19 protein-coding genes are annotated in these 18558 nt (G+C 70.5%); 12 read left to right on the plus strand and 7 right to left on the minus strand.

The window, feature by feature from the left end; translation table 11 throughout:
- Positions 1-15 precede the first annotated feature (15 nt).
- The 9 genes from BM041_RS01455 (at position 16) to BM041_RS01495 (ending at position 8449) form a co-directional block, all read left to right on the plus strand.
- The gene (locus BM041_RS01455; protein WP_245761876.1) at positions 16-990 is read left to right on the plus strand and encodes a Bug family tripartite tricarboxylate transporter substrate binding protein; all 975 of its coding nucleotides are present in this window, start codon (positions 16-18) and stop codon (positions 988-990) included.
- Positions 991-995: 5 nt separating this feature from the next.
- Positions 996-1958, plus strand: coding sequence for a Bug family tripartite tricarboxylate transporter substrate binding protein (locus tag BM041_RS01460; protein ID WP_092954462.1), 963 nt, complete (start codon positions 996-998; stop codon positions 1956-1958).
- On the plus strand, positions 1955-2914 hold the full coding sequence (locus tag BM041_RS01465) for a Bug family tripartite tricarboxylate transporter substrate binding protein (protein WP_092954465.1): 960 nt from the start codon (positions 1955-1957) through the stop codon (positions 2912-2914). Before BM041_RS01460 ends, BM041_RS01465 begins: the two co-directional genes overlap by 4 nt.
- Complete coding sequence (locus tag BM041_RS01470; protein ID WP_092954468.1) at positions 2911-3873, plus strand: Bug family tripartite tricarboxylate transporter substrate binding protein; 963 nt, start codon at positions 2911-2913, stop codon at positions 3871-3873. The genes BM041_RS01465 and BM041_RS01470 overlap by 4 nt, the downstream gene beginning before the upstream one ends.
- On the plus strand, positions 3870-4649 hold the full coding sequence (locus BM041_RS01475; protein WP_092954471.1) for an enoyl-CoA hydratase/isomerase family protein: 780 nt from the start codon (positions 3870-3872) through the stop codon (positions 4647-4649). Before BM041_RS01470 ends, BM041_RS01475 begins: the two co-directional genes overlap by 4 nt.
- A gap of 4 nt (positions 4650-4653) precedes the next feature.
- Positions 4654-5616, plus strand: coding sequence for a Bug family tripartite tricarboxylate transporter substrate binding protein (locus BM041_RS01480; protein WP_175533663.1), 963 nt, complete (start codon positions 4654-4656; stop codon positions 5614-5616).
- Between the two features lie 135 nt (positions 5617-5751).
- On the plus strand, positions 5752-6723 hold the full coding sequence (locus BM041_RS01485; protein WP_092954477.1) for a Bug family tripartite tricarboxylate transporter substrate binding protein: 972 nt from the start codon (positions 5752-5754) through the stop codon (positions 6721-6723).
- Positions 6724-6741: 18 nt separating this feature from the next.
- Positions 6742-7539, plus strand: coding sequence for a class II aldolase/adducin family protein (locus BM041_RS01490; protein ID WP_092954480.1), 798 nt, complete (start codon positions 6742-6744; stop codon positions 7537-7539).
- 52 nt (positions 7540-7591) lie between these two features.
- On the plus strand, positions 7592-8449 hold the full coding sequence (locus BM041_RS01495; protein WP_245761877.1) for an ABC transporter substrate-binding protein: 858 nt from the start codon (positions 7592-7594) through the stop codon (positions 8447-8449).
- A 42-nt stretch (positions 8450-8491) separates the two neighbouring features.
- Here the strand turns inward: BM041_RS01495 and BM041_RS01500 are convergent, their stop codons facing one another.
- Complete coding sequence (locus BM041_RS01500; RefSeq protein ID WP_092954483.1) at positions 8492-8866, minus strand: c-type cytochrome; 375 nt, start codon at positions 8864-8866, stop codon at positions 8492-8494.
- A gap of 219 nt (positions 8867-9085) precedes the next feature.
- Here BM041_RS01500 and BM041_RS01505 point away from each other — a divergent pair, with 219 nt between their 5' ends.
- Positions 9086-9352 carry a hypothetical protein gene (locus tag BM041_RS01505; protein ID WP_092954486.1) on the plus strand — a complete coding sequence of 89 codons (267 nt, stop codon included), beginning with the start codon at positions 9086-9088 and terminating at the stop codon, positions 9350-9352.
- Between the two features lie 8 nt (positions 9353-9360).
- Here BM041_RS01505 and hemC read toward each other — a convergent pair whose 3' ends face one another.
- From hemC to BM041_RS01535, 6 genes are all read right to left on the minus strand, one after another.
- Complete coding sequence (hemC, locus tag BM041_RS01510; RefSeq protein ID WP_408735395.1) at positions 9361-10467, minus strand: hydroxymethylbilane synthase; 1107 nt, start codon at positions 10465-10467, stop codon at positions 9361-9363.
- A complete protein-coding gene (locus BM041_RS01515; RefSeq protein WP_092954492.1) occupies positions 10442-11644 on the minus strand; it encodes a geranylgeranyl diphosphate reductase in 1203 nt (400 codons plus the stop codon). Before BM041_RS01515 ends, hemC begins: the two co-directional genes overlap by 26 nt.
- 17 nt (positions 11645-11661) lie before the next feature.
- A complete protein-coding gene (locus BM041_RS01520) occupies positions 11662-13005 on the minus strand; it encodes a BCD family MFS transporter (RefSeq protein ID WP_245761878.1) in 1344 nt (447 codons plus the stop codon).
- A complete protein-coding gene (chlG, locus tag BM041_RS01525) occupies positions 13002-13913 on the minus strand; it encodes a chlorophyll synthase ChlG (protein WP_092954495.1) in 912 nt (303 codons plus the stop codon). Before chlG ends, BM041_RS01520 begins: the two co-directional genes overlap by 4 nt.
- Positions 13914-13916: 3 nt before the next feature.
- A complete protein-coding gene (gene ppsR / locus BM041_RS01530; RefSeq protein WP_245761879.1) occupies positions 13917-15281 on the minus strand; it encodes a transcriptional regulator PpsR in 1365 nt (454 codons plus the stop codon).
- A 167-nt stretch (positions 15282-15448) separates the two neighbouring features.
- Complete coding sequence (locus tag BM041_RS01535; RefSeq protein ID WP_175533664.1) at positions 15449-16378, minus strand: cobalamin B12-binding domain-containing protein; 930 nt, start codon at positions 16376-16378, stop codon at positions 15449-15451.
- 299 nt (positions 16379-16677) lie between these two features.
- On the opposite strand from BM041_RS01535, the gene bchF reads away from it, so the two are divergent.
- Both bchF and BM041_RS01545 read left to right on the plus strand, forming a co-directional pair.
- A complete protein-coding gene (gene bchF / locus BM041_RS01540; protein ID WP_092954504.1) occupies positions 16678-17271 on the plus strand; it encodes a 2-vinyl bacteriochlorophyllide hydratase in 594 nt (197 codons plus the stop codon).
- Positions 17268-18554 carry a ferredoxin:protochlorophyllide reductase (ATP-dependent) subunit N gene (locus BM041_RS01545; RefSeq protein WP_092954507.1) on the plus strand — a complete coding sequence of 429 codons (1287 nt, stop codon included), beginning with the start codon at positions 17268-17270 and terminating at the stop codon, positions 18552-18554. Before bchF ends, BM041_RS01545 begins: the two co-directional genes overlap by 4 nt.
- Positions 18555-18558 lie beyond the last annotated feature (4 nt).

Below are 18558 nucleotides of genomic sequence, written 5' to 3' on the forward strand. Positions count from 1 at the left end.
ACGGAGGACACGGCCGTGACCATCGGAAGACGCAGCGCCCTCGGCGCCATGGGCCTGCTGGCCCTGCCCGGCCTCGCGCAGGCGCAGGCAGCCTTCCCCGACCAGCCCATCCGCATGATCGTCCCCTTCGCCGCCGGCGGCCCCGCGGACATCATCGCGCGCGTCGTCTCCCGCGCCATGTCGGAACGCCTGGGCCGGCCGATCGTGGTGGAAGCGCGGGCCGGTGCCGGTGGCCTCATCGGCGTCGATGTCGCGTCCAAGTCGCGGCCGGACGGGCACACGCTGGTCATGGCGTCCTCGGGCGCCATCGTCATCATCCCGCATATGCGGTCCAACATGCCCTATGACCCGCTGCGCGACCTGACGCCGGTCACGCAGGTGCTCGCCGTGCCGCAGATCGTCTCCGTGGCGCCGGGCCTCGCCGTCCGCAACCTGGCGGAGCTGGTCGCCATGGCGAAGGCCAGGCCGGGCGGGCTGACCTTCGGCTCCGCCGGCATCGGATCGTCGCTGCACATGGCGGGCGAATTGCTTAAGCTGCGCGCGGGCATCGACATCACCCATATCCCCTATGGCGGCGCGGCACCGGCGGTGACGGATCTGCTGGCGGGGCGCATCCAGATCCTCGCGGCCGATGTGCCCGCGCTGATCGGCCAGGTGCGCGCCGGGGCGCTGCGCGCGCTGGCCGTGACGGCCGCCGAACGCCTGGCGATCCTTCCCGACGTGCCCACCGCCATCGAGGCCGGTGTCCCCAACATGATCAGCGAGACCTGGTACGGCATCTTCGGCCCGGCCAACATCCCGCAGGACCGCGTCGATATCCTGGTCAACGCCGCCCGCGCCTCGCTCCAGGATGCCGAAGTGCGGCGCGTGCTGGTCGAGCAGGGCGGCCGCATTGTTGGCAGCACCCCGGCGGACTTCACCACCTTCATCCGCGAGACCAACGCCACCTGGGGCGATGTGGTCCGCACCACCGGCGCGCGGCTGGAGTAGCGCCGATGCGCCGCCGCATCCTCCTCGCCACCGCGCTCGCCCTGCCCGGGGTGGCGCGCGCGCAGGGCGCCTGGGCGCCCAACCGCAGCCTGCGCATCATCGTGCCCCAGGCACCCGGCGGCACGGCCGATACGCTCGCCCGCCTCGTGGCGGCGCCGCTGGGCGTGGGCTTCGGCCAATCCGTCGTGGTCGAGAACCGGCCCGGCGGCAACCAGACCGTGGGGGCCATCGCCGTGGCGCAGTCGCCACCGGATGGCCACACCCTGCTCTACGCGCCGCCCGGCGTGCAGATCCTGAACCCGCTGATGATGCGCAGCGTTCCCTACGACGCCTTCAACGATTTTTCTCCAGTTATCGCCCTGATGCGGGCACCCAAGCTGCTCGTCGTGCGGGGGGACTCGCCCATCCGCAGCACGGCCGACCTGATCGCCGCGGCCAAGGCCCGGCCCGGCCAGTTGACGTATTGCAGCGCCGGCATCGGCTCCGCCGCGCATCTCGCCGCCGCCCTCTTCTCCCAGATGGCGGGGATCGAGATGCTGCACGTGCCCTATCGCGGCACCGCGCCCGGCGTGCAGGATCTGCTGGCCGGCCGCATCGACCTCACCCTCGACACCGCCGCGGCGCTGCTGCCGCTGGTGCGGGAAGGGCGCCTCCGCGCGCTGGCCGTCAGCACGCGGGACAGGGCGGAGGCCGCGCCGGAACTGCCGCCGATCGCGGACACGCTGCCCGGCTTCCATGATGCCAGCTTCAACTACATCCTCGCCCCCGGCCGCACACCGCCCGAGATCACCGGCAGCCTCAACGCCGCCTTCGACCGCGTGCTGAAGGACCCCGCCATCCGCGCCCGCTTTGCCGCGCTCGGCGCGGAAGCGCTGGGCGGCACGCGGGAGGAACTGGCGGCGATGATCCAGGAGGAGATCGCGCGCTGGCGTGGCGTCATCACCGCGCAGCGGATCACCCTCGAATGATCGTGCGCCGCAGCCTTCTCCTCTCAAGCCTGGCCATGCCCGCCCTGGCGCAGACGCCCTGGGCGCCAAGCCGGCCCATGCGCATGGTCGTTCCCTTCGCGCCTGGCGGCGCGGCGGATACGGTCGGGCGCGTCATCGCGGAACAGCTGGCAGCGCTGCTCGGCCAGCCCATGACAGTGGAGAACCGCCCGGGCGGCGGCACCACCATCGGTGCCGTCGCGGTGGCGCGCGCGCCCGCCGATGGCCACACGCTGCTCTACGCCACGCCCAATGTGCAGATCCTCAACCCGCATCTGATGCGCACGCTGCCCTATGATCCCGTCGCCGATTTCGCGCCGGTGATCGCGGTGCTGCGCGCGCCGAAGCTGCTGGTGGTGCGGCCCGATTTCGCCGCGCGCGACATCCCCGGCCTCATCGCCCTGGCGCGGCGGGAGGCGAATGCGCTGACCTTCGCCAGCGCGGGCGTTGCCTCCTCCGGCCACCTCGCCGCGGCGATGCTGGGCCAGATGGCCAATGTGGAGATGCTGCACGTGCCCTTCCGCGGCACCGCGCCGGCCGTGCAGGAAGTCATGGGCGGACGCGTCGATTTCATGATGGACAACATCGCGACGCTGCTGCCGCTGGTGCGGGACGGGCGCCTGCGCGCCCTTGCCGTCTCCACCGCCGATCCCGCCGCCGCGGCGCCCGAACTGCCGACGGTGGCGGCCACGCTGCCGGGATATCACGACGCCAGCTTCAACTACCTGCTGGCCCCCGCGCGCACGCCGCCGGAGGTGATCGCGGTGCTCAACGCCACGGTCAACACCATCCTCGACCAGCCCGCCATGCGCGCGCGGTTCGAGGCACTGGGAATCGAGAAGCTGGGCGGCACGCCGCAGGCACTGGCCGCCATGGTGCGGGAGGAATCGGATCGCTGGGGCCCGGTGATCCGCCAGGGAGGGATCACCGCCGAATGAGCATCACCCGTCGCGCCGCCATCGCCGCGGCCCTCGCCACGCCTTCCCTTGCATGGGCCCAGGCCTTCCCCAACCGCCCGTTGCGGATGATCTGCCCCTTCGCCGCCGGCGGTTCCGCCGATGCCAGCGCGCGGCAACTCGCGGAGCCGCTTTCCGCGGTGCTCGGCCAGCCCGTGGTGGTGGAGAACCGCCCCGGCGGCGGCGCCACCATCGGCGCGCAGGCCGTGGCGCGGGCGCAGCCGGATGGGCACACGCTGCTCTACGGCACGCCGGGGCCGCAGATCATCAATCCGCACCTCATGCGCAGCGTGCCCTATGACCCGGAACGGGATTTCGCCCCCGTCGCCGGCTACAAGCGCGCGCCGAACCTGCTGGCGGTGCATCCCGGCCTGCCGGTGCGCAACGTCCAGGAGCTGATCGCGCTGGCAAAGGCGCGGCCCGGCACGCTGACCTTCGCCTCCTCCGGCATCGGATCCTCCTCCCACCTGGCGGGGGAGATGCTGAAATTCCTGGCGCAGATCGACATCACCCATGTGCCCTATCGCGGCACCAGCCAGGCGCTGACGGACCTCATGGGCGGCACGGTCAGCATGGCGCTGGACACGCTCTCCATCCTGCTGCCGCCGTCGCGTTCGGGTCATCTCCGTGCGCTTGGCGTCACCACGCCGCAGCGTTCCGCGCTGGCGTCCGACCTGCCCGCCTTGGCGGAAACGCTGCCGGGCTTCGATGCCGCGCCGTTCAACTACATCGCCACCACCGGCGGCACGCCGGCGCCCATCGTCGCGCGGCTCAACCAGGCCGTGGTCGGCATCCTCAACGACCCTGCCTACCGCGCCCGCATGGAAGCGCTGGGCGAGGAAGCCACGCCCTCCACGCCGGAGGAGCTGGCGGCGACCATCCGCGCGGAAAGCGCGCGGTGGAAACAGGTGATCGAGGCAGCGGGGATTCGCGCGGAATGAGCACGCCTTACGAGACTCTGACTCTGGAGGTGGCGGACTACGTCGCCACCGTCACGCTCAACCGCCCGCCGGTGAATGCGATGAACCTCGCCATGCGGCAGGAGATCGTGCGCGCCTTCGACGAATTGCATGACCGCGACGATGTCCGCGCCGTGGTGCTGACCGCGAACGGCAAGGCTTTCTGCGCCGGCGCGGACCTCAAGGAACGCCCGAACATCGCCGGCGAGCCCGGCGCCTATCCCCGCCACAACCGCCTGACGCGCGCCGTCTTCGACAGCGTGATGGAATGCGGCAAGCCGGTGATCGCGGCCGTCAACGGCCTCGGCATCGGCGCGGGCTGCGTGCTGGCGCTCTGCGCCGACATCATCCTGGTGGCGGAGGAAAGCTACCTGGCGATGACGGAGGTCGATGTCGGCCTGGCCGGCGGCGTGCGCCATGTGCTGCGCCATCTCGGCCAGTCCGATGCGCGCCTCATGATCTACACCGCGCGCCGCTTCACCGGCCCCGATCTGCTGCGCATGGGCGCGGCCTCCCTCTGCCTGCCGCGCGACGCGCTGCTGGCGGAGGCCCAGAAGATCGGGCGGGAGATCGCGGGCAAGGTGCCGCTCGCCGTCCAGGCCGCGAAGAAGAGCTTCCAGGTCACCGAATACATGCCGCTGCATGAGGGCTACCGCTTCGAGCAGTCGCAGACCGTGGCGCTGGCCTCCACCGAGGATACGCAGGAAGCCTGGAAGGCCTTCGCCGAGAAGCGGAAGCCCATCTTCAAGGGACGCTGAGACCATGCAACGCCGCGCGCTTCTCGCCACGCCCCTTCTGCTGCCCGCTCTGGCGCGTGCCCAGGAATCCTGGCCGCAGCGCGCGGTCTCCCTCGTGGTGCCCTTCGCCCCCGGCGGCCCGGTGGACAATGTTGCCCGCCCGGCGGCGGAGGGGCTGCGTCGTCGCCTCGGCCAGCCCGTGGTGGTGGAGAACCGCGCGGGCGCGGGCGGCGTCGTCGGCGCGCGCTACGTCGCCGCCGCCAGGCCCGATGGCTATACGCTGCTCGTCGGCTCCTCCGGCCCGCTGGTCATCGCGCCCGCGGCGGGCGGCGCCAGCGCGCCGGACCTGCTGAACGCCCTCGCCCCCGTCGCGCTGATCGCGGACAGCCCGCAGATCCTGGTCGTCACGCCGAACCTGCCGGCCCGCAGCCTCGCCGAATTCGTGGCCCTCGCGAAGGCGCGGCCGGGCGAGATCAACATGGGCTCCGCCGGCATCGGCACCACGCCGCACCTGGCGGCCGAACTGCTCGGCCAGCTCGCCGGCATCCGGCTGGAACACGTGCCCTATCGCGGCACGGGCGCGGCGCTGCCCGATCTGATGGGCGGGAAGATCGAGGCGCTGTTCGGCGACATCTCCGCGGTGCTGAACCTGGTCGAGAATGGCCGCCTTCGTGCGCTGGCCACGACGGCGCCGCGGCGCTCCCCCCTCGTCCCCGCCATCCCGACCACGGCGGAGGAAGGCTTTCCCCAGTTGGTCGTCCGCAACTTCCAGGCCCTGCTGGCGCCCGCCGGCACGCCACGGCCCGTGCTGGACCGCATCGCAGCCGCGCTCAACGAAGCGCTGGCCGAGGAGGCCGTCCGCGGCGCGCTCGCCCGCCAGGGGGCCGAGCCCGCCGCCAGCAACCCGGAGCATCTCGCGGAATACCTCGCCCAGGAACGCGCGACCTGGACGCCGGTGATCCGCGCCATCGGCCTGCGCCTGGATTGACGCCATCCGGATTGATGCACGAAACAGCACGGCCCGCGCATTCTTTCCATTTGTCGCATGGGCCGCCCTGGGACAGGATGCGCCGCTTTGAATGAGGCGGCAGAACGACCGCCCGACGGGAGAATAGAACGGACCATGAAGATCGCACGGCGCGCCCTGATCGCCTTGCCCCTGCTAGCGGTCCCTGGCCTTGCCCGCGCGCAGGCCGCGCCCTGGCCGAACCGGCCCGTGCGCATCGTCGTGGCCTTCACGCCCGGCGGCACCACGGACATCATCGCGCGCCTGGTCGGCGCCCACCTCTCGGAAATGTGGGGCCAGTCCGTCGTCATCGACAACCGCCCGGGCGCCGGCGGCAATATCGGGACCGAGCATGTCGTCCGCTCCGCCCCCGATGGCTACACCATCATGGTGGGCTCCGTCGGGCCGCTGGCGGTGAACCAGTCCCTCGTCCGCAACATGCCCTATGACACGCTGCGCGACCTGGCGCCGATCACGCTGCTGGCGGGGGTGCCGAACATCCTCGTGGTGGCGCCGAACCACCCCGCCCGCGATGTCGCCGGCCTGATCGCGGAGGCGAAGCGCCGGCCCGGGCAGTTGTCCTATGGATCGACGGGCGTCGGCACCTCCTCCCACCTCTCGGGCGTCATGCTGGACCAGATGGCGGGCATCCGGACGGAGCACGTGCCCTATCGTGGCGCCGTCGCGCTGAACGATTTGCTGTCGGGCCGCATCGACTTCATGTTCGCCACCATCCCCTCCGTCATGGAACAGATCCGCGGCAACCGCCTGCGGCCGCTCGCCGTCTCCTCCACCCAGCGGTCGCGGTCGAACCCGGATGTGCCGACGATGGTCGAACTCGGCTTCCCCGAATTCGACGCATCCTCCTGGTTCGGCATGGTGGCGCCGGCCCGCACGCCGCCCGAGATCATCCGCAAGATCGCGGATGACAGTCACGCGGCGTTGCGCGTGCCCGCCATCGAACGCACCATGATCGAACAGGGCGCCGACCCCGTGGGCAATGGCCCGGAAGCCTTCGGCACCTTCATCGCCCATGAGATCAGGCGGTGGTCCGCCATCGTCCGCGCCTCCGGCGCATCGCCCGAATAAGACCCGAGGAACCGACCCATGCCCGACAGCGCCGCCGAACGCTTCCAGATCCCCTCCATGCGCGACCGCGTCTCGCCAGAGGAATGGCAGGCCCGCATCGACCTCGCCGCCTGCTACCGCCTGACGGACCTCTACGGCATGTCCGACATGGCCGCGAACCACATTTCTGTTCGAGTGCCCGGTGAGGATGGCGCCTTCCTCATCAACGCCTATGGGATGCTCTATGAGGAGATCACCGCGTCGTCGCTCGTGAAGATCGACGTGCATGGCAACGTGCTGGCGAAGCCCGAATTCCCGGGCGGCCTCTCCTACGGCGTCAACCGCGCGGGCTTCGTCATCCATGGCGCGATCCATGAGGCGAAGCACGAGATCGCCTGCGTCATCCACACCCATACCTGGCCGGGCATGGCCGTCTCCTCACTGGAATGCGGCCTGCTGCCGATGAACCAGACCTCCATGCGCTTCGCGAAGATCGGCTACCACGACTATGAAGGCGTGGTGCTGGACCTGGAGATGCAGGAACGCCTGGTCCGCGACCTCGGCGACAACAACGCGCTGATCCTGCGCAACCACGGGCTGCTGACCATCGGCAAGTCGGTCGGCGAGGCCTTCAACGCCATGCACCGGCTGGAACTCTCCTGCCGCGCGCAGCTGGCCGCGCAGGCGACCGGGCAGAAGCTGGTGGAGGTGCCGCAGGCCGTGGTGGATGCCACCTGGAACAACTACCAGCCCGGCACGCGCCGCCCCTATGGCGTGATGGAATGGCCGGCGCTGCTGCGGAAGCTGGACCGGATCGACCCGTCCTACCGCGACTGAACCCTCGCCGCCGCCACCGAGAGAACGCCGCCCGGGCAACCCCCGGGTGGCGATGAGGATCGCCTTGACCCTGTCCACGCTGCGCGCCGCCATCGGCGCCTATCCCGAAACGGCTGCGCTGCTGGAAGGCCGCGTGGGGTCGGACCTGCTGGCGCTGGACAACATCCGCCACACCCCGCCCAGCAAGGCCTTCCCGGCGATGGTGCGGCAATCCGCCTTCGAGGTCAGCGAGATGGCGATCGCCACCTTCCTGATGGCCAAGGCCTATGGCAAGCCGATGGTCCTGCTGCCCGTCGTGCTGGCCGAACGCGCGCAGGAATCCGCACTGCTGACCGCCATCGATGGCCCGGTCCGCGGCCCTGCCGACCTCTCCGGCGCGCATATCGCGGTGCGGGCCTACAGCCAGACCACGGGGATGTGGCTGCGCGGCAGCCTCGCGGAGTTCCACGGCATCCGTGCCGACGCCCAGCGCTGGACGACCTTCGAGGACGCGCATGTCCCCGAATTCATGGATCCACCCTGGGTCACGCGCGGCACCGCCGCGCAGGACCTGCTGGCCATGACACGATCGGGAGAGGCCGCGGCCGGCATCTTCGGCAATGACCTGCCGACGGGACTGCGCACCGTCTTCCCGGATCCCGAGGCCGCCGGCGCGCAATTCCGCGACCGCCACGGCTTCATCCCCGTCAACCACCTGGTGGTGGTGCGGCGGGATGTGGCGGATGCCCGCCCGGAACTGCTGGTGGAACTCATGCGGATGCTCGCCGCATCCGGCGCGCGCATGCACACGCGCGAGACCCTTCGGCCCGCCTTGGCGCTGGCCATCCGGTACTGCACGGAACAGGGAATGATGCCGCGGCCGCTCTCGGTGGAGGAGGCCTGGGAAGGCCTGCCGGCGGCGATCCCGTAGGGAAGGGGGCGGCGGCCGGTCTACCGGCCACCGCCCACCCGGTCAGCCCTGGGTCTTCAGGTAGGCGATCAGGTCGTTCAGCTGCTGCTCGTTCCGGATACCCGGGAAGGACATGCTGCCGCGGGGCAGGAGATCCTTCGGGTTGCCGATGTAGCGGCGGAGGTTTTCCTCGGTCCAGGTCTGGCCCGCGCGCCATTCCTGCATGTTGGCGGAATAGCGGAAGCCCTCGATCGAGCCCGCCGCGCGGCCGACGATGCCGTGCAGGTTGGGGCCGACGCCGTTCCGGCCGCCGGCATCGATGGTGTGGCAGGCACGGCACTGGTTGAACACGCGGGCACCGGCCGCGGCATCCTGCGCCTGGGCGGCGAAGGGAGCGAAGGCAAGGGCCGTCACCATGGCCAGAGTCAGATGTCGCATTCCAGCGATCCTCCTTGAACGTGTCTCGTCGAAACGGCCCCGCCGCGGGCGTCTTCAGGCGCGGCGCAGGTTGAACGAGCCTCAACGCTTATGGCGTCTTTCCCGCCCGGCGCAAGGTGGCGCCAGCAGCGGAGGGCGCAACCCTCCCAGCGCATGAAACTGCCTTCAGGTTGCCGCCACACGCGCTACGATTGCGTGCTGAAGGGCAGGGATGCGCGCATGGCTGAATTCTTCGCCACCGGCCACGTCGCCGACCTGGTGCTGCTGGTGCTGGTGCTGGAGGCGGCGCTGCTGGTGGTCTGGCACCGCCGCACCGGCCGCGGCCTGGCGCCCGCCGCCGTGCTGGGCCTGGCCCTGCCGGGCGTGGCCCTGGTGCTGGCGCTGCGGGCCGCCCTGGTGGGCGCGGGCTGGCCCTGGGTGGCGATGGCGCTCACGGGCGCCTTCGCCGCGCATCTCCTCGACCTCTGGCTGCGGGTTCGCCGCTGAACCGCCGGTCAGCCGAAGATGTCGGCCGGGCTGTCCCGCCGCAGGCTTTCGCCCAGCTCGCGGCCCATCGCCGCCGCATCCGCCTTGGCACCCCAGAGCTTCCGCTTCAGCAGGAAGGACCCATCCGCCCGCGCCACGAGGCCGGTCAGTAGCAATTGCCCATCCGGCATCACCTGTGCATGGCCCCCGATCGGCGTGCGGCACGACCCGTCGAGCGAGCCCAGCAGCGCGCGCTCCGCCGCGCTGACGGAGGCAGCCTCCCCATCCTCGATGGCGGAGAGCAGTTCGCGCAGTTCCACGTCATCGGCGCGGACGGTGACGCCGACGATGCCCTGGCAGGCCGCCGGCACCATCGTCTCCGCGTCCAGCACCACCGCGGCCTCATGCGCCATTTCCAGCCGCTTGAGGCCCGCGATGGCGAGCAGCGACGCCTGCGGCCCGCCTTCCGCCCGCACCTTGGAAAGCCGGGACTGCACGCTGCCGCGGATGATCTCCACCTGCAGGTCGGGGCGCGCATGCAGCAGCTGGCTCTGCCGGCGGACGGAGGCCGTGCCGATCAGCGCGCCGCGCGGCAGGCAGGCATAGGGATCGTCGCGATCGACGCCGGCGCAATCGGGGCCGGTGACGATGGCATCGCGGCTGTCCTCCCGCTTCAGCGCGCAGGCCAGGACGATGCCGGGCGGCAGCTCCGTCTCCAGGTCCTTCATGCTGTGCACGGCAAAATCCACGCGGCCATCGAGCAGCGCCTCATGGATCTCCTTCGCGAAGAGACCCTTCCCGCCGATATCGGCCAGGCGCTTGTCCTGGATCTTGTCGCCGCTGGTGGCGATGACGCATTCCTCGAAGGCCTTCACCTCCCGCAGCAGCGGGCAGACCTTGGTGATGAGTTCGAGGAAATGCCGCGTCTGCCACAGTGCCAGCGGCGATCCCCGCGTGCCGACCTTCAGCGGCAGGGTGCGCGTGGACTGCCGGTGATGGGGCGAATGCCCGTGCATGGCACCGCGGTGGCGGTGGCCCTCGGTGGATTGGTCGAGTGATGACAGCAGCATGCTCAGGCGTCTCCGCGCGCGGGGAGGAGGAGGAGGTGCGTCATGCCCGGGCGAAGCCGAACAGATGCGCGAGGTCCTTGAAGAAGATCCGCACATGCGCCATCGGATCGCGGCGCACGAGTTCCTTGTTCATGTAGGATTCCCAGGTCAGGCGCTGCACGTCCTTGTCCTGGCAGATCTTCACGAACTTCTCCCGCCGCTTGTCGGAGGAGTACCAGAAGTACTGCATGATCCCGAGGATCCAGAAGACGCGGCCATGCGCCTTCATGAAGCGCTTGCGCGCGGTGGCGAGTGCCCGCGAATCCCCGGTCGCGACGAATTCCGCCGCGGCATCGGCGGCGAGCCGCCCGCACAGCATGGCGTAGTAGATGCCCTCGCCCGATGCCGGCGCGACCACGCCGGCGGCATCGCCGGCCAGCACCACGTCCCGGCCGTTGTCCCACTTCTTCAGGGGCTTCAGCGGAATGGGCGCGCCTTCGCGGCGGATGGTCTTCAACTGGTCCATGCCCGTCGCCGCGCGCAATTCGCCGACCGAACCGCGCAGCGAGAAGCCCTTATGCGCGGACCCCGTACCGATGGAGATCTTGTCCCCATGCGGGAAGATCCAGCTGTAGAAATCGGGCGAGTAGCGGCCGTTGTAGACGACGTCGCAGCGCCTGGCGTCGTACTTGGCGATCTCGTCGCCCTTCGGCGCTTCCACGATCTCGTGGTAGGCGAAGACGCAGGGAATCTTCTCCGCGCCCTTCACCGTCTGCTTGCCGACCTGGCTGCGCGCGCCATCGGCGCCGATCACGCAGCGCGTGCGCAGGCGCAGCGGCGCCGTGCCATCGGGCGCACCCTTGGGCGTCCAGGTGACGACCGTGACGCCATCGGCGTCATGCTCCACCGCCTCGAAGCTCCCGGTCAGGCGCTCGGCACCCGCTTCCGCGGCGCGGACGCGCAGGAATTCGTCGAAGACATCGCGGTCCACCATGCCGACGAAGCCGTTCTCCACGGGCATGTCCACCTCCTTGTCGGTGGGGGAGATCATGCGCGCGGCGTTGATGCGGGCGACGATCAGGTGGTTCGGGATGTCGAAGTCCCGGATCGCGCGGGGCGGAATGGCACCGCCGCAGGGCTTGATGCGCCCCGCCTTGTCCAGCAGCGCGACGGTCCGCCCCTGCCGCGCCAGGTCATGCGCGGCGGTGGCGCCCGCGGGGCCACCCCCTACCACCACCACATCGAAGATCCCGGCGCTGTTCATGGAGGCCATCCTTCCGTTCAGTCGCCATTGGCCAGCCGCGCATCGCGGCTGCTGATCGAAGCGTAATCGCGTGACTTTTCCGTTGCCGGCCGCCCGATCCGGGCAGCGAGCATCGCGGACGCCAGGAACAGCAGGGCATCGGCCACGAAGACGGTGACGTAGCCGCCGCCGGCGCTGCCCGTGACCAGCCGGCCCACATCCAGCACCACCGTGCCGGCCAGACCGCCCGCGCCGAAGGCGATCGCCTGCGCCGCGCCGAACATCCCCATCCGCACGCCTTCCCGCCCATCCCGCCCGCGGGAGACGAGCTGCATCATCGACGCGATGGCCGCCGCGGCGAAGGCGCCATTGGCGACGCCCAGGGCGAAGAAAGCCTCCCGGATCGGGAAGCCGATGCCCGCCATGCCCGCGCCCGCCAGCGTCGCCAGCAGCGCCGCCGCCGCCAGGCAGCCGCCCACCGCCCAGGCACGCAGTACAGCGATGCGGCCGCCGGACAGGCTGCCGACGATGGCGATGACGATCATCCCCACCAGCACGCCGCCATGCTGCATCGAGGAAAGCCTGGTGGTCTCCCCGAGCGTCATGCCGAAGACGGTGCCGGCGAAGGGCTCCAGGATCAGGTCCTGCGCGCTGTAGGCCAGCATGGAGACGAAGACGAAGATGGTGAATTGCCGCGCCTCGGGCTCCGCCCAGACCTGCTTGAGGGCCACCATGAAGGGTGCCTGCGTCGCACGGTCCGCATCCCGCCGCGCGGGGCTCGGCCCCTCGATCTCCGCCACCGCCAGCAGCGCCAGCAGGAAGGCGATCACGGAAACGCCCGCCGCCACCGCCACCAGGCGCGGGCCCGAATAGGGGTCCAGCAGCCTGCCGGAAATCGCGGTGGTGATGACGAAGCCCGCGATCATCATGATCCACACCAGGCTCGCGGCCGCCGGCCGCCGTGCGGGCGCAACCCGCGCCGCCAGCAGCACCAGCAGCGAAGTTCCCGCCGCGCCGACGCCGATACCCACCAGCAGGAAGGCCAGCACGGCCAGCGCGATGCCGGGGACCAGCGCCGTGCCCATCCAGGCCGTCGCCACCGCCGCCAGCACGCCACCCAGCCCCAGCACCGCCATGCCGCCGATGATCCAGGGCGTGCGACGCCCGCCCTGGTCCGACCCATGGCCAAGCCGCGGCCTGAGCATCTGCACGGCGTAGTGCAGCGCCACCAGCACGCCCGGCAGCGTCGCCGGCAGCGCGTGTTCCACCACCATCACGCGGTTCAGCGCCGCCGTGGTCAGCACGACGATGGCGCCAAGCGAAGTCTGCACCAGGCCGAGGCGCAGGATGCCGAGCCAGCCCAGCGGCGGAAGCGCGTTCACGGCATGCCGCCAGACAGCGCGACCGCGCTCACCATCATGCCCGACACATACAGCGTGATGCCCGTGCCATTGTACCAGGGCGCCAGGCCGCGCGGGTCCCGCAGCAGCTTGCGCATCAGCAGCCCCTGCGCCACCAGCACGCCTGCCACCATCGCCGCCTGCAGGGGCGCGCCCCAGGCCAGCAGCAGCGCCGCCACCACCGCCTGCGGCGCCGCCATGAACAGGCAGGCCACCTTCGCCGCGCGTTCGGCGCCCAGGATCACCGGCAGGGACCGCAGCCCGAAGCGCGTGTCACCCTCGATCGACTTGAAGTCGTTCAGCGTCATGATGCCATGCGCGCCCAACCCGTAGAGCACCGCCACCAGCACCACCTTCGGGTCCGGCGCGCTGCCCGCCAGCACCGCGGTCGCGGTGAGCCAGGGCAGGGTCTCGTAGCTCATCCCGCAGGCCAGATTGCCCCACCAGCCATTCTGCTTCAGGCGCAGCGGCGGCGCGGAGTAGATCCAGGCCATGACCACCGCCAGCACCGTCGCCGCGAAGCCCCAGGGCCCAAGTGCCGCGCCGACGAGCAGGGAGGCGAAGGTCCAGCCGATCGCGACATACAGCCCGCTCCGCCCCGGCATCCGGCCCGAGGGAATCGGCCGCTGCGGTTCGTTGATGGCGTCCACATGCCGGTCGAACCAGTCATTCACCGCCTGGCTCATGCCGCAGACCATCGGCCCCGCCAGCAGGATGCCGAGCGCGATCATCGGATAGACATCAAGGAAGGCGGCGCCGGACGCCACCGCGCCGCAGGCGAAGGCCCACATCGGCGGGAACCACGTGACCGGCTTCAGCAGTTCCAGCACCGCCGAGGGCTGCAACCGCTGCCCGCCCGCACGCCCCACGATGTCGGTCCCGCTCGGCATGGGTCAGTCCTGCCCCTCATCCGCCGTCAGGTCGCCGAGGCCATAGCGCCGCAGCTTCACGTAGAGCGACTGCCGCGACAGCCCGAGCATTTCCGCCGCCGATGCGCGGTTGTCGCCGGTCAGTTCCAGCGCGGCCTCGATGCACAGCCGCTCGATCGCGTCCGTCGCTTCCCGCACCAGATCCTTCAGCGGCACCCGGCCGATGAGTTCCGTCAACTGCTCCACGGACCGCGTGGCACCTTCCTGCGCGCGCACCGGCGGCCGCAGCCGCGGCCCGATGTCGCGGATCGCGAAGCCGAAGCAGGGCTGGCCGCCATTCATCACGGACACGGCGGAGATCTCGACCTCCGACTGCCCGCCCAATTCGCCCCGCAGCGTGGAGGCGTAAAGGCGGACGGAACCCCGGCTGCGCAGCGTGGAGAGCAGCACCTCCACCTCCACCCCCTGCCGGCCGAGCCAGCGGTCCAGCGGCTCGCCCCGCGCCTGCTCCTCCGTCGTCACCTGCGCCATGTCGAGGAAGGCGGCGTTCGCGGTCAGGATGCGGGCGGCGCTGTCGGTGACGACAAAGGCGTCCGGCACCACTTCCACAACCTTCAGCAGCTTGGTCTTGGCTTCCGGCAGCATCAGCGCCTGGCCGGCATCGCCGATGACGGAGAACCGCACCAGGAACAGCAGCCCGCCTTCCTGCCGGAAGGTCGAGGCGGAGACGAGGACATCCTGCGCGCCCTCCGCCAGCCGGGCGCGGACATCATCGGCGCGACCGGCGCTGCGCACGGTGGCGAGCAGCGCCTGAACGGCGGCGCGGTCCTCCGGCGCGAAGACATCGGACAGGACGCGCCCCGGCATCCGGCGCGCGGTGCGACCGAACAGCCGCTGGGCGGAGGGATTGGCCTCCATGATCCGCTGCGACTCGGCTTCCAGGATCAGCACCGGGTCCACGGACATCTGGAACAGCAGGCGGTAGCGGGTCTCCGCCTGGCGAAGGCGGGAATAATCCCGCTCCATGGATTGCTGCACCTCGACCAGGCGCTGCTGCAGCTGGGAGACGGGGCGAAGATCCCGCCCGAAGACCACGCGACGCCCCTGGCTGCCGACCGGCGCCACGGAGCAGAGGAGGGGGATCGAGGCACCGCGGGCCGAAAGCTGGTTCACATGGCGCCAGCGCGGCGCCTCGCTCGCCGGCGGCTGCTCCAGCATCGCATCGACCTTGGGGCGGCTGTCCTTCGCGACCGTGTCGCCCCAGAAGCGACCCAGCCAGCCATCATGCGAATCGAACTCGCGGGCCAGCTCCTCGCTGCTGAAGGCCAGGTCACGAATGGCCCCGCTCGCATCAAGCACGAGCGCGATGTCCGCGGCAGCCGCGATCAAGCCCGCGGTTGCATCCGCATCGAGCTGTCCGAGCGACGTCCTTGGGGCATTGAACGATTTCACGAGCCATCCCGTCCTTCATCCCAGGGGCCCCCCTTCTCAACCCACCCCTCATGATCGTCAACATACTGATTCAATGTGTAAAATCCGACTGGCCTTCCGGCCGGTCAGGCTTCCCGCATCAGCAGCGCCAGCAGCGTCTCGGCCTTGAGAGCTGCCTGCTGCCCGTCCGGAGCGGTGGCATCGGCGCCAACCAGCGCTGCCAACTCCGGTCGGTCGATGAATACCCGTCCGCCGACGAGCACCCCGATCTGCGGATTCCGCGAGGCCCTGCGGACCTCCCGGATCGTCGTTGCCAGAACCTCCAGCCTGTCCTCGCAGGCCAGCGAAAGGCCGACGGCGGCGAACCATTGCCGCCGCACCATCGCGGCCAGTTCCTTGGTCGTGGTGCCGCTGCCGGAACTGACGTCCCAGCCCTGGCGACGGAAGAATTCGCCCACCATCAGCAGGCCGAAGCTGTGCTGTTCGCCGGGCACGGGCGCCAGCAGGATGCGGCGATCGACATCGGCGCGCCCGATGCGGGGCTGGAAGGCGGGGCTGTTCTCCAGCACCACCTGCTGCAGGCAGCAGAGGCCGACCGTCACGGCCGTGAAGTCGCAGCGATCCTGTTCCCACAATTCGCCAAGCCGCCGGGCGACGGGGGCAAGAAGCTGCAGGTACACCATCTCCAGCGGCATGCCGCGGGCACGAAGGCCGCTGATGTAGTCAAGCGCCCCGGACAGATCCCCGGTCATCGCCAGGCCGGCGACCACGGAGACATCCTCGGGCTGCGGAAACGCCCCGCCTGGCGTCTCGATATAGGCGGGGGAGTTCGCTTCCCGCCGGGCAAGCACGAGACGGGGGATGACCTCCGTCTCCAGCGTCCGGGCGAGCAGCGCGACGCGCCGCCTCTCGCCGCCCGGGGGCTTGGCCTGCCGCGGCGGCGCGCGCGGATTGGCCTGCGGGGATTGTCGATCGCCATCGCCGGCCTGGTCACGCGACAGGCCCGGGGCGCCGCTGGCACCCCCCTCCTTGGCCTGTGTGCTGACCTCACTCATGGCGTTTCCCGTGGTCGTGGGCTTCGGCGACATCGCCCTGCTCCCGTGATGACACTTCAACCGCACCGGCCCTTCCTGTCAATCGCGATTTACGTCAATCACGCTTGACACTACGAGGTCCGGGCTTCTAGCCTCCCTGAACAAGGACGAGTGGGAGAGAAAGAAATGCGCGGTTCCAGGCCTTCGGGGCCAGTTTGCGCAGGCTTTCTCGGCAGTTTCTCCCTTCGTCGGCCGTCGTGCAGGGGCAGCGGCAGCCTCGTGCGGCCAACGGACCGCCTTTGACGGAGGGTTGTCAAGCAATGCTTACAACGAACGGTTTGTCTGGCCTGCTGGACGCCCTGGATGCGTCGCCCTGGGGCGCAACCACCGGTCGGTCCGCCCGCCATGCCCGGGCCCAGGCCGGCCAGCGTCAGCCCCTTTATACGGAGGCCGAGCGGCAGCGCCGCGATGCCTCTCCCTGGACCCTGGTGCAGGGCATCCTCGCGCCCCTGCAATTCGCCGTCTTCCTGGTCAGCCTCGGTCTCGTGGTCCGCTACCTCAGCACGGGTGAGGGGCTGGCCGTCGCCACCGCCTCCGTCGTCGTCAAGACCATCGTTCTCTACGTCATCATGGTGACGGGCTCGATCTGGGAGAAGGTGGTCTTCGGCCGCTGGCTCTTCGCCCCCGCCTTCTATTGGGAAGACGTCTTCTCGATGCTCGTGCTGGGGCTGCACACCGCCTATCTCGGCACCGTGCTGCTCGGGGTCGGTGACGGGCAGGGTCAGATGCTCCTGGCGCTCGCCGCCTATGCCGCCTACCTCGTCAACGCCGCGCAGTTCGTCCTGAAGCTGCGCGCCGCCCGGCGGGACGAAGCGCTGGCCCGTGGTGGCCCGGCCGGAATGTCAGCCGCATGAGCGCCGCCGCAGCCCTTCCCGCCGTGCCTGTCTCCGGCTGCGGGGATGCCCCCGTCCTGCGGGAGCGTGGCCAGCGGGAGGTGTTCTGCGGCCTCACCGGCATCGTCTGGCTGCACCGCAAGATCCAGGACGCCTTCTTCCTGGTCGTCGGCAGCCGGACCTGCGCCCACCTGCTGCAATCCGCCGCCGGCGTCATGATCTTCGCCGAGCCCCGCTTCGCCACCGCCATCATCGATGAGCGGGACCTGGCCGGCCTCGCCGACTGCAATGACGAGCTGGACCGGGTGGTGACGCGCCTCATCGAGCGTCGCCCGGACATCAAGCTGCTCTTCCTGGTCGGTTCCTGCCCGAGCGAGGTCATCAAGCTTGACCTCTCCCGCGCCGCGCAGCGCCTGTCCCGCCGCTTCAGCCCCGGTGTCCGCGTGCTGAACTACAGCGGCAGTGGCATCGAGACGACCTTCACCCAGGGCGAGGATGCCTGCCTCGCGGCCCTGGTGCCCGAGATGCCGGCCGAGCCCGGCACCGCGCGCTCCCTGCTGGTGGTGGGTGCCCTGGCCGAGGTGGTGGAGGACCAGTTCCTTCGCCTCTTCGCCGCCCTCGGCGTCGGCCCCGTGCGTTTCCTGCCGAGCCGCCGCGCTTCCGAACTGCCGCCGATCGGCCCGGGCACGCGCTACATCCTGGCGCAGCCCTTCCTCAACGACACTGCCCGCGCGCTCGAAGCCCGCTGTGCCACCCGTATCGCGGCACCCTTCCCGCTGGGCGTGGAGGGCACCACCGCCTGGCTGACCGCGGCCGCGCAGGTCTGGGGCACGCCCGCCGCCCGCATCGCCGAGGCCATCGCCCCCGCCGCCACCCGCGCCCGCGCGGCGCTGGGCCGCATCCGCGAGCGACTCGACGGCAAGAGTATCTTCTTCTTCCCCGACAGCCAGCTGGAAATCCCCATCGCGCGCTTCCTGTCCCGCGAACTCGGCATGAAGCTGGCGGAAGTCGGCACGCCCTACCTGCAGAAGCACCATCTGGCCGAGGAACTGGCCATGCTGCCGGCCGGCACGATGCTGTCCGAGGGCCAGGATGTGGAGCGCCAGCTCGATCGCTGCCGCGCCGCGAAGCCGGACATCGCGGTCTGCGGCCTTGGCCTCGCCAATCCGCTGGAGGCCGAGGGCATGACGACCAAATGGTCGATCGAGCTGGTCTTCACGCCCATCCAGGGCTTCGACCAGGCCGCCGATCTCGCCGAACTATTCGCCCGCCCGCTCGTGCGGCGCGCCAAGTTGATGGTGTAGCGCC

Origin of the sequence: Falsiroseomonas stagni DSM 19981, from assembly GCF_900114315.1 — a bacterium.
GTDB classification, from domain to species: domain Bacteria; phylum Pseudomonadota; class Alphaproteobacteria; order Acetobacterales; family Acetobacteraceae; genus Falsiroseomonas; species Falsiroseomonas stagni.

Excerpts from the sequence above, each read along its gene's own strand:
- BM041_RS01495 (WP_245761877.1), top strand. The coding sequence starts at position 7,592 with ATGAGGATCGCCTTGACCCTGTCCACGCTGCGCGCCGCCATCGGCGCC.
- bchF (WP_092954504.1), top strand. The coding sequence starts at position 16,678 with ATGCTTACAACGAACGGTTTGTCTGGCCTGCTGGACGCCCTGGATGCG.
- BM041_RS01535 (WP_175533664.1), bottom strand. The coding sequence starts at position 16,378 with ATGAGTGAGGTCAGCACACAGGCCAAGGAGGGGGGTGCCAGCGGCGCC.
- BM041_RS01475 (WP_092954471.1), top strand. The coding sequence starts at position 3,870 with ATGAGCACGCCTTACGAGACTCTGACTCTGGAGGTGGCGGACTACGTC.
- BM041_RS01465 (WP_092954465.1), top strand. The coding sequence starts at position 1,955 with ATGATCGTGCGCCGCAGCCTTCTCCTCTCAAGCCTGGCCATGCCCGCC.
- BM041_RS01545 (WP_092954507.1), top strand. The coding sequence starts at position 17,268 with ATGAGCGCCGCCGCAGCCCTTCCCGCCGTGCCTGTCTCCGGCTGCGGG.
- BM041_RS01500 (WP_092954483.1), bottom strand. The coding sequence starts at position 8,866 with ATGCGACATCTGACTCTGGCCATGGTGACGGCCCTTGCCTTCGCTCCC.
- BM041_RS01470 (WP_092954468.1), top strand. The coding sequence starts at position 2,911 with ATGAGCATCACCCGTCGCGCCGCCATCGCCGCGGCCCTCGCCACGCCT.
- BM041_RS01515 (WP_092954492.1), bottom strand. The coding sequence starts at position 11,644 with ATGAACAGCGCCGGGATCTTCGATGTGGTGGTGGTAGGGGGTGGCCCC.
- BM041_RS01505 (WP_092954486.1), top strand. The coding sequence starts at position 9,086 with ATGGCTGAATTCTTCGCCACCGGCCACGTCGCCGACCTGGTGCTGCTG.
- BM041_RS01490 (WP_092954480.1), top strand. The coding sequence starts at position 6,742 with ATGCCCGACAGCGCCGCCGAACGCTTCCAGATCCCCTCCATGCGCGAC.
- chlG (WP_092954495.1), bottom strand. The coding sequence starts at position 13,913 with ATGCCGAGCGGGACCGACATCGTGGGGCGTGCGGGCGGGCAGCGGTTG.
- BM041_RS01480 (WP_175533663.1), top strand. The coding sequence starts at position 4,654 with ATGCAACGCCGCGCGCTTCTCGCCACGCCCCTTCTGCTGCCCGCTCTG.
- BM041_RS01460 (WP_092954462.1), top strand. The coding sequence starts at position 996 with ATGCGCCGCCGCATCCTCCTCGCCACCGCGCTCGCCCTGCCCGGGGTG.
- BM041_RS01485 (WP_092954477.1), top strand. The coding sequence starts at position 5,752 with ATGAAGATCGCACGGCGCGCCCTGATCGCCTTGCCCCTGCTAGCGGTC.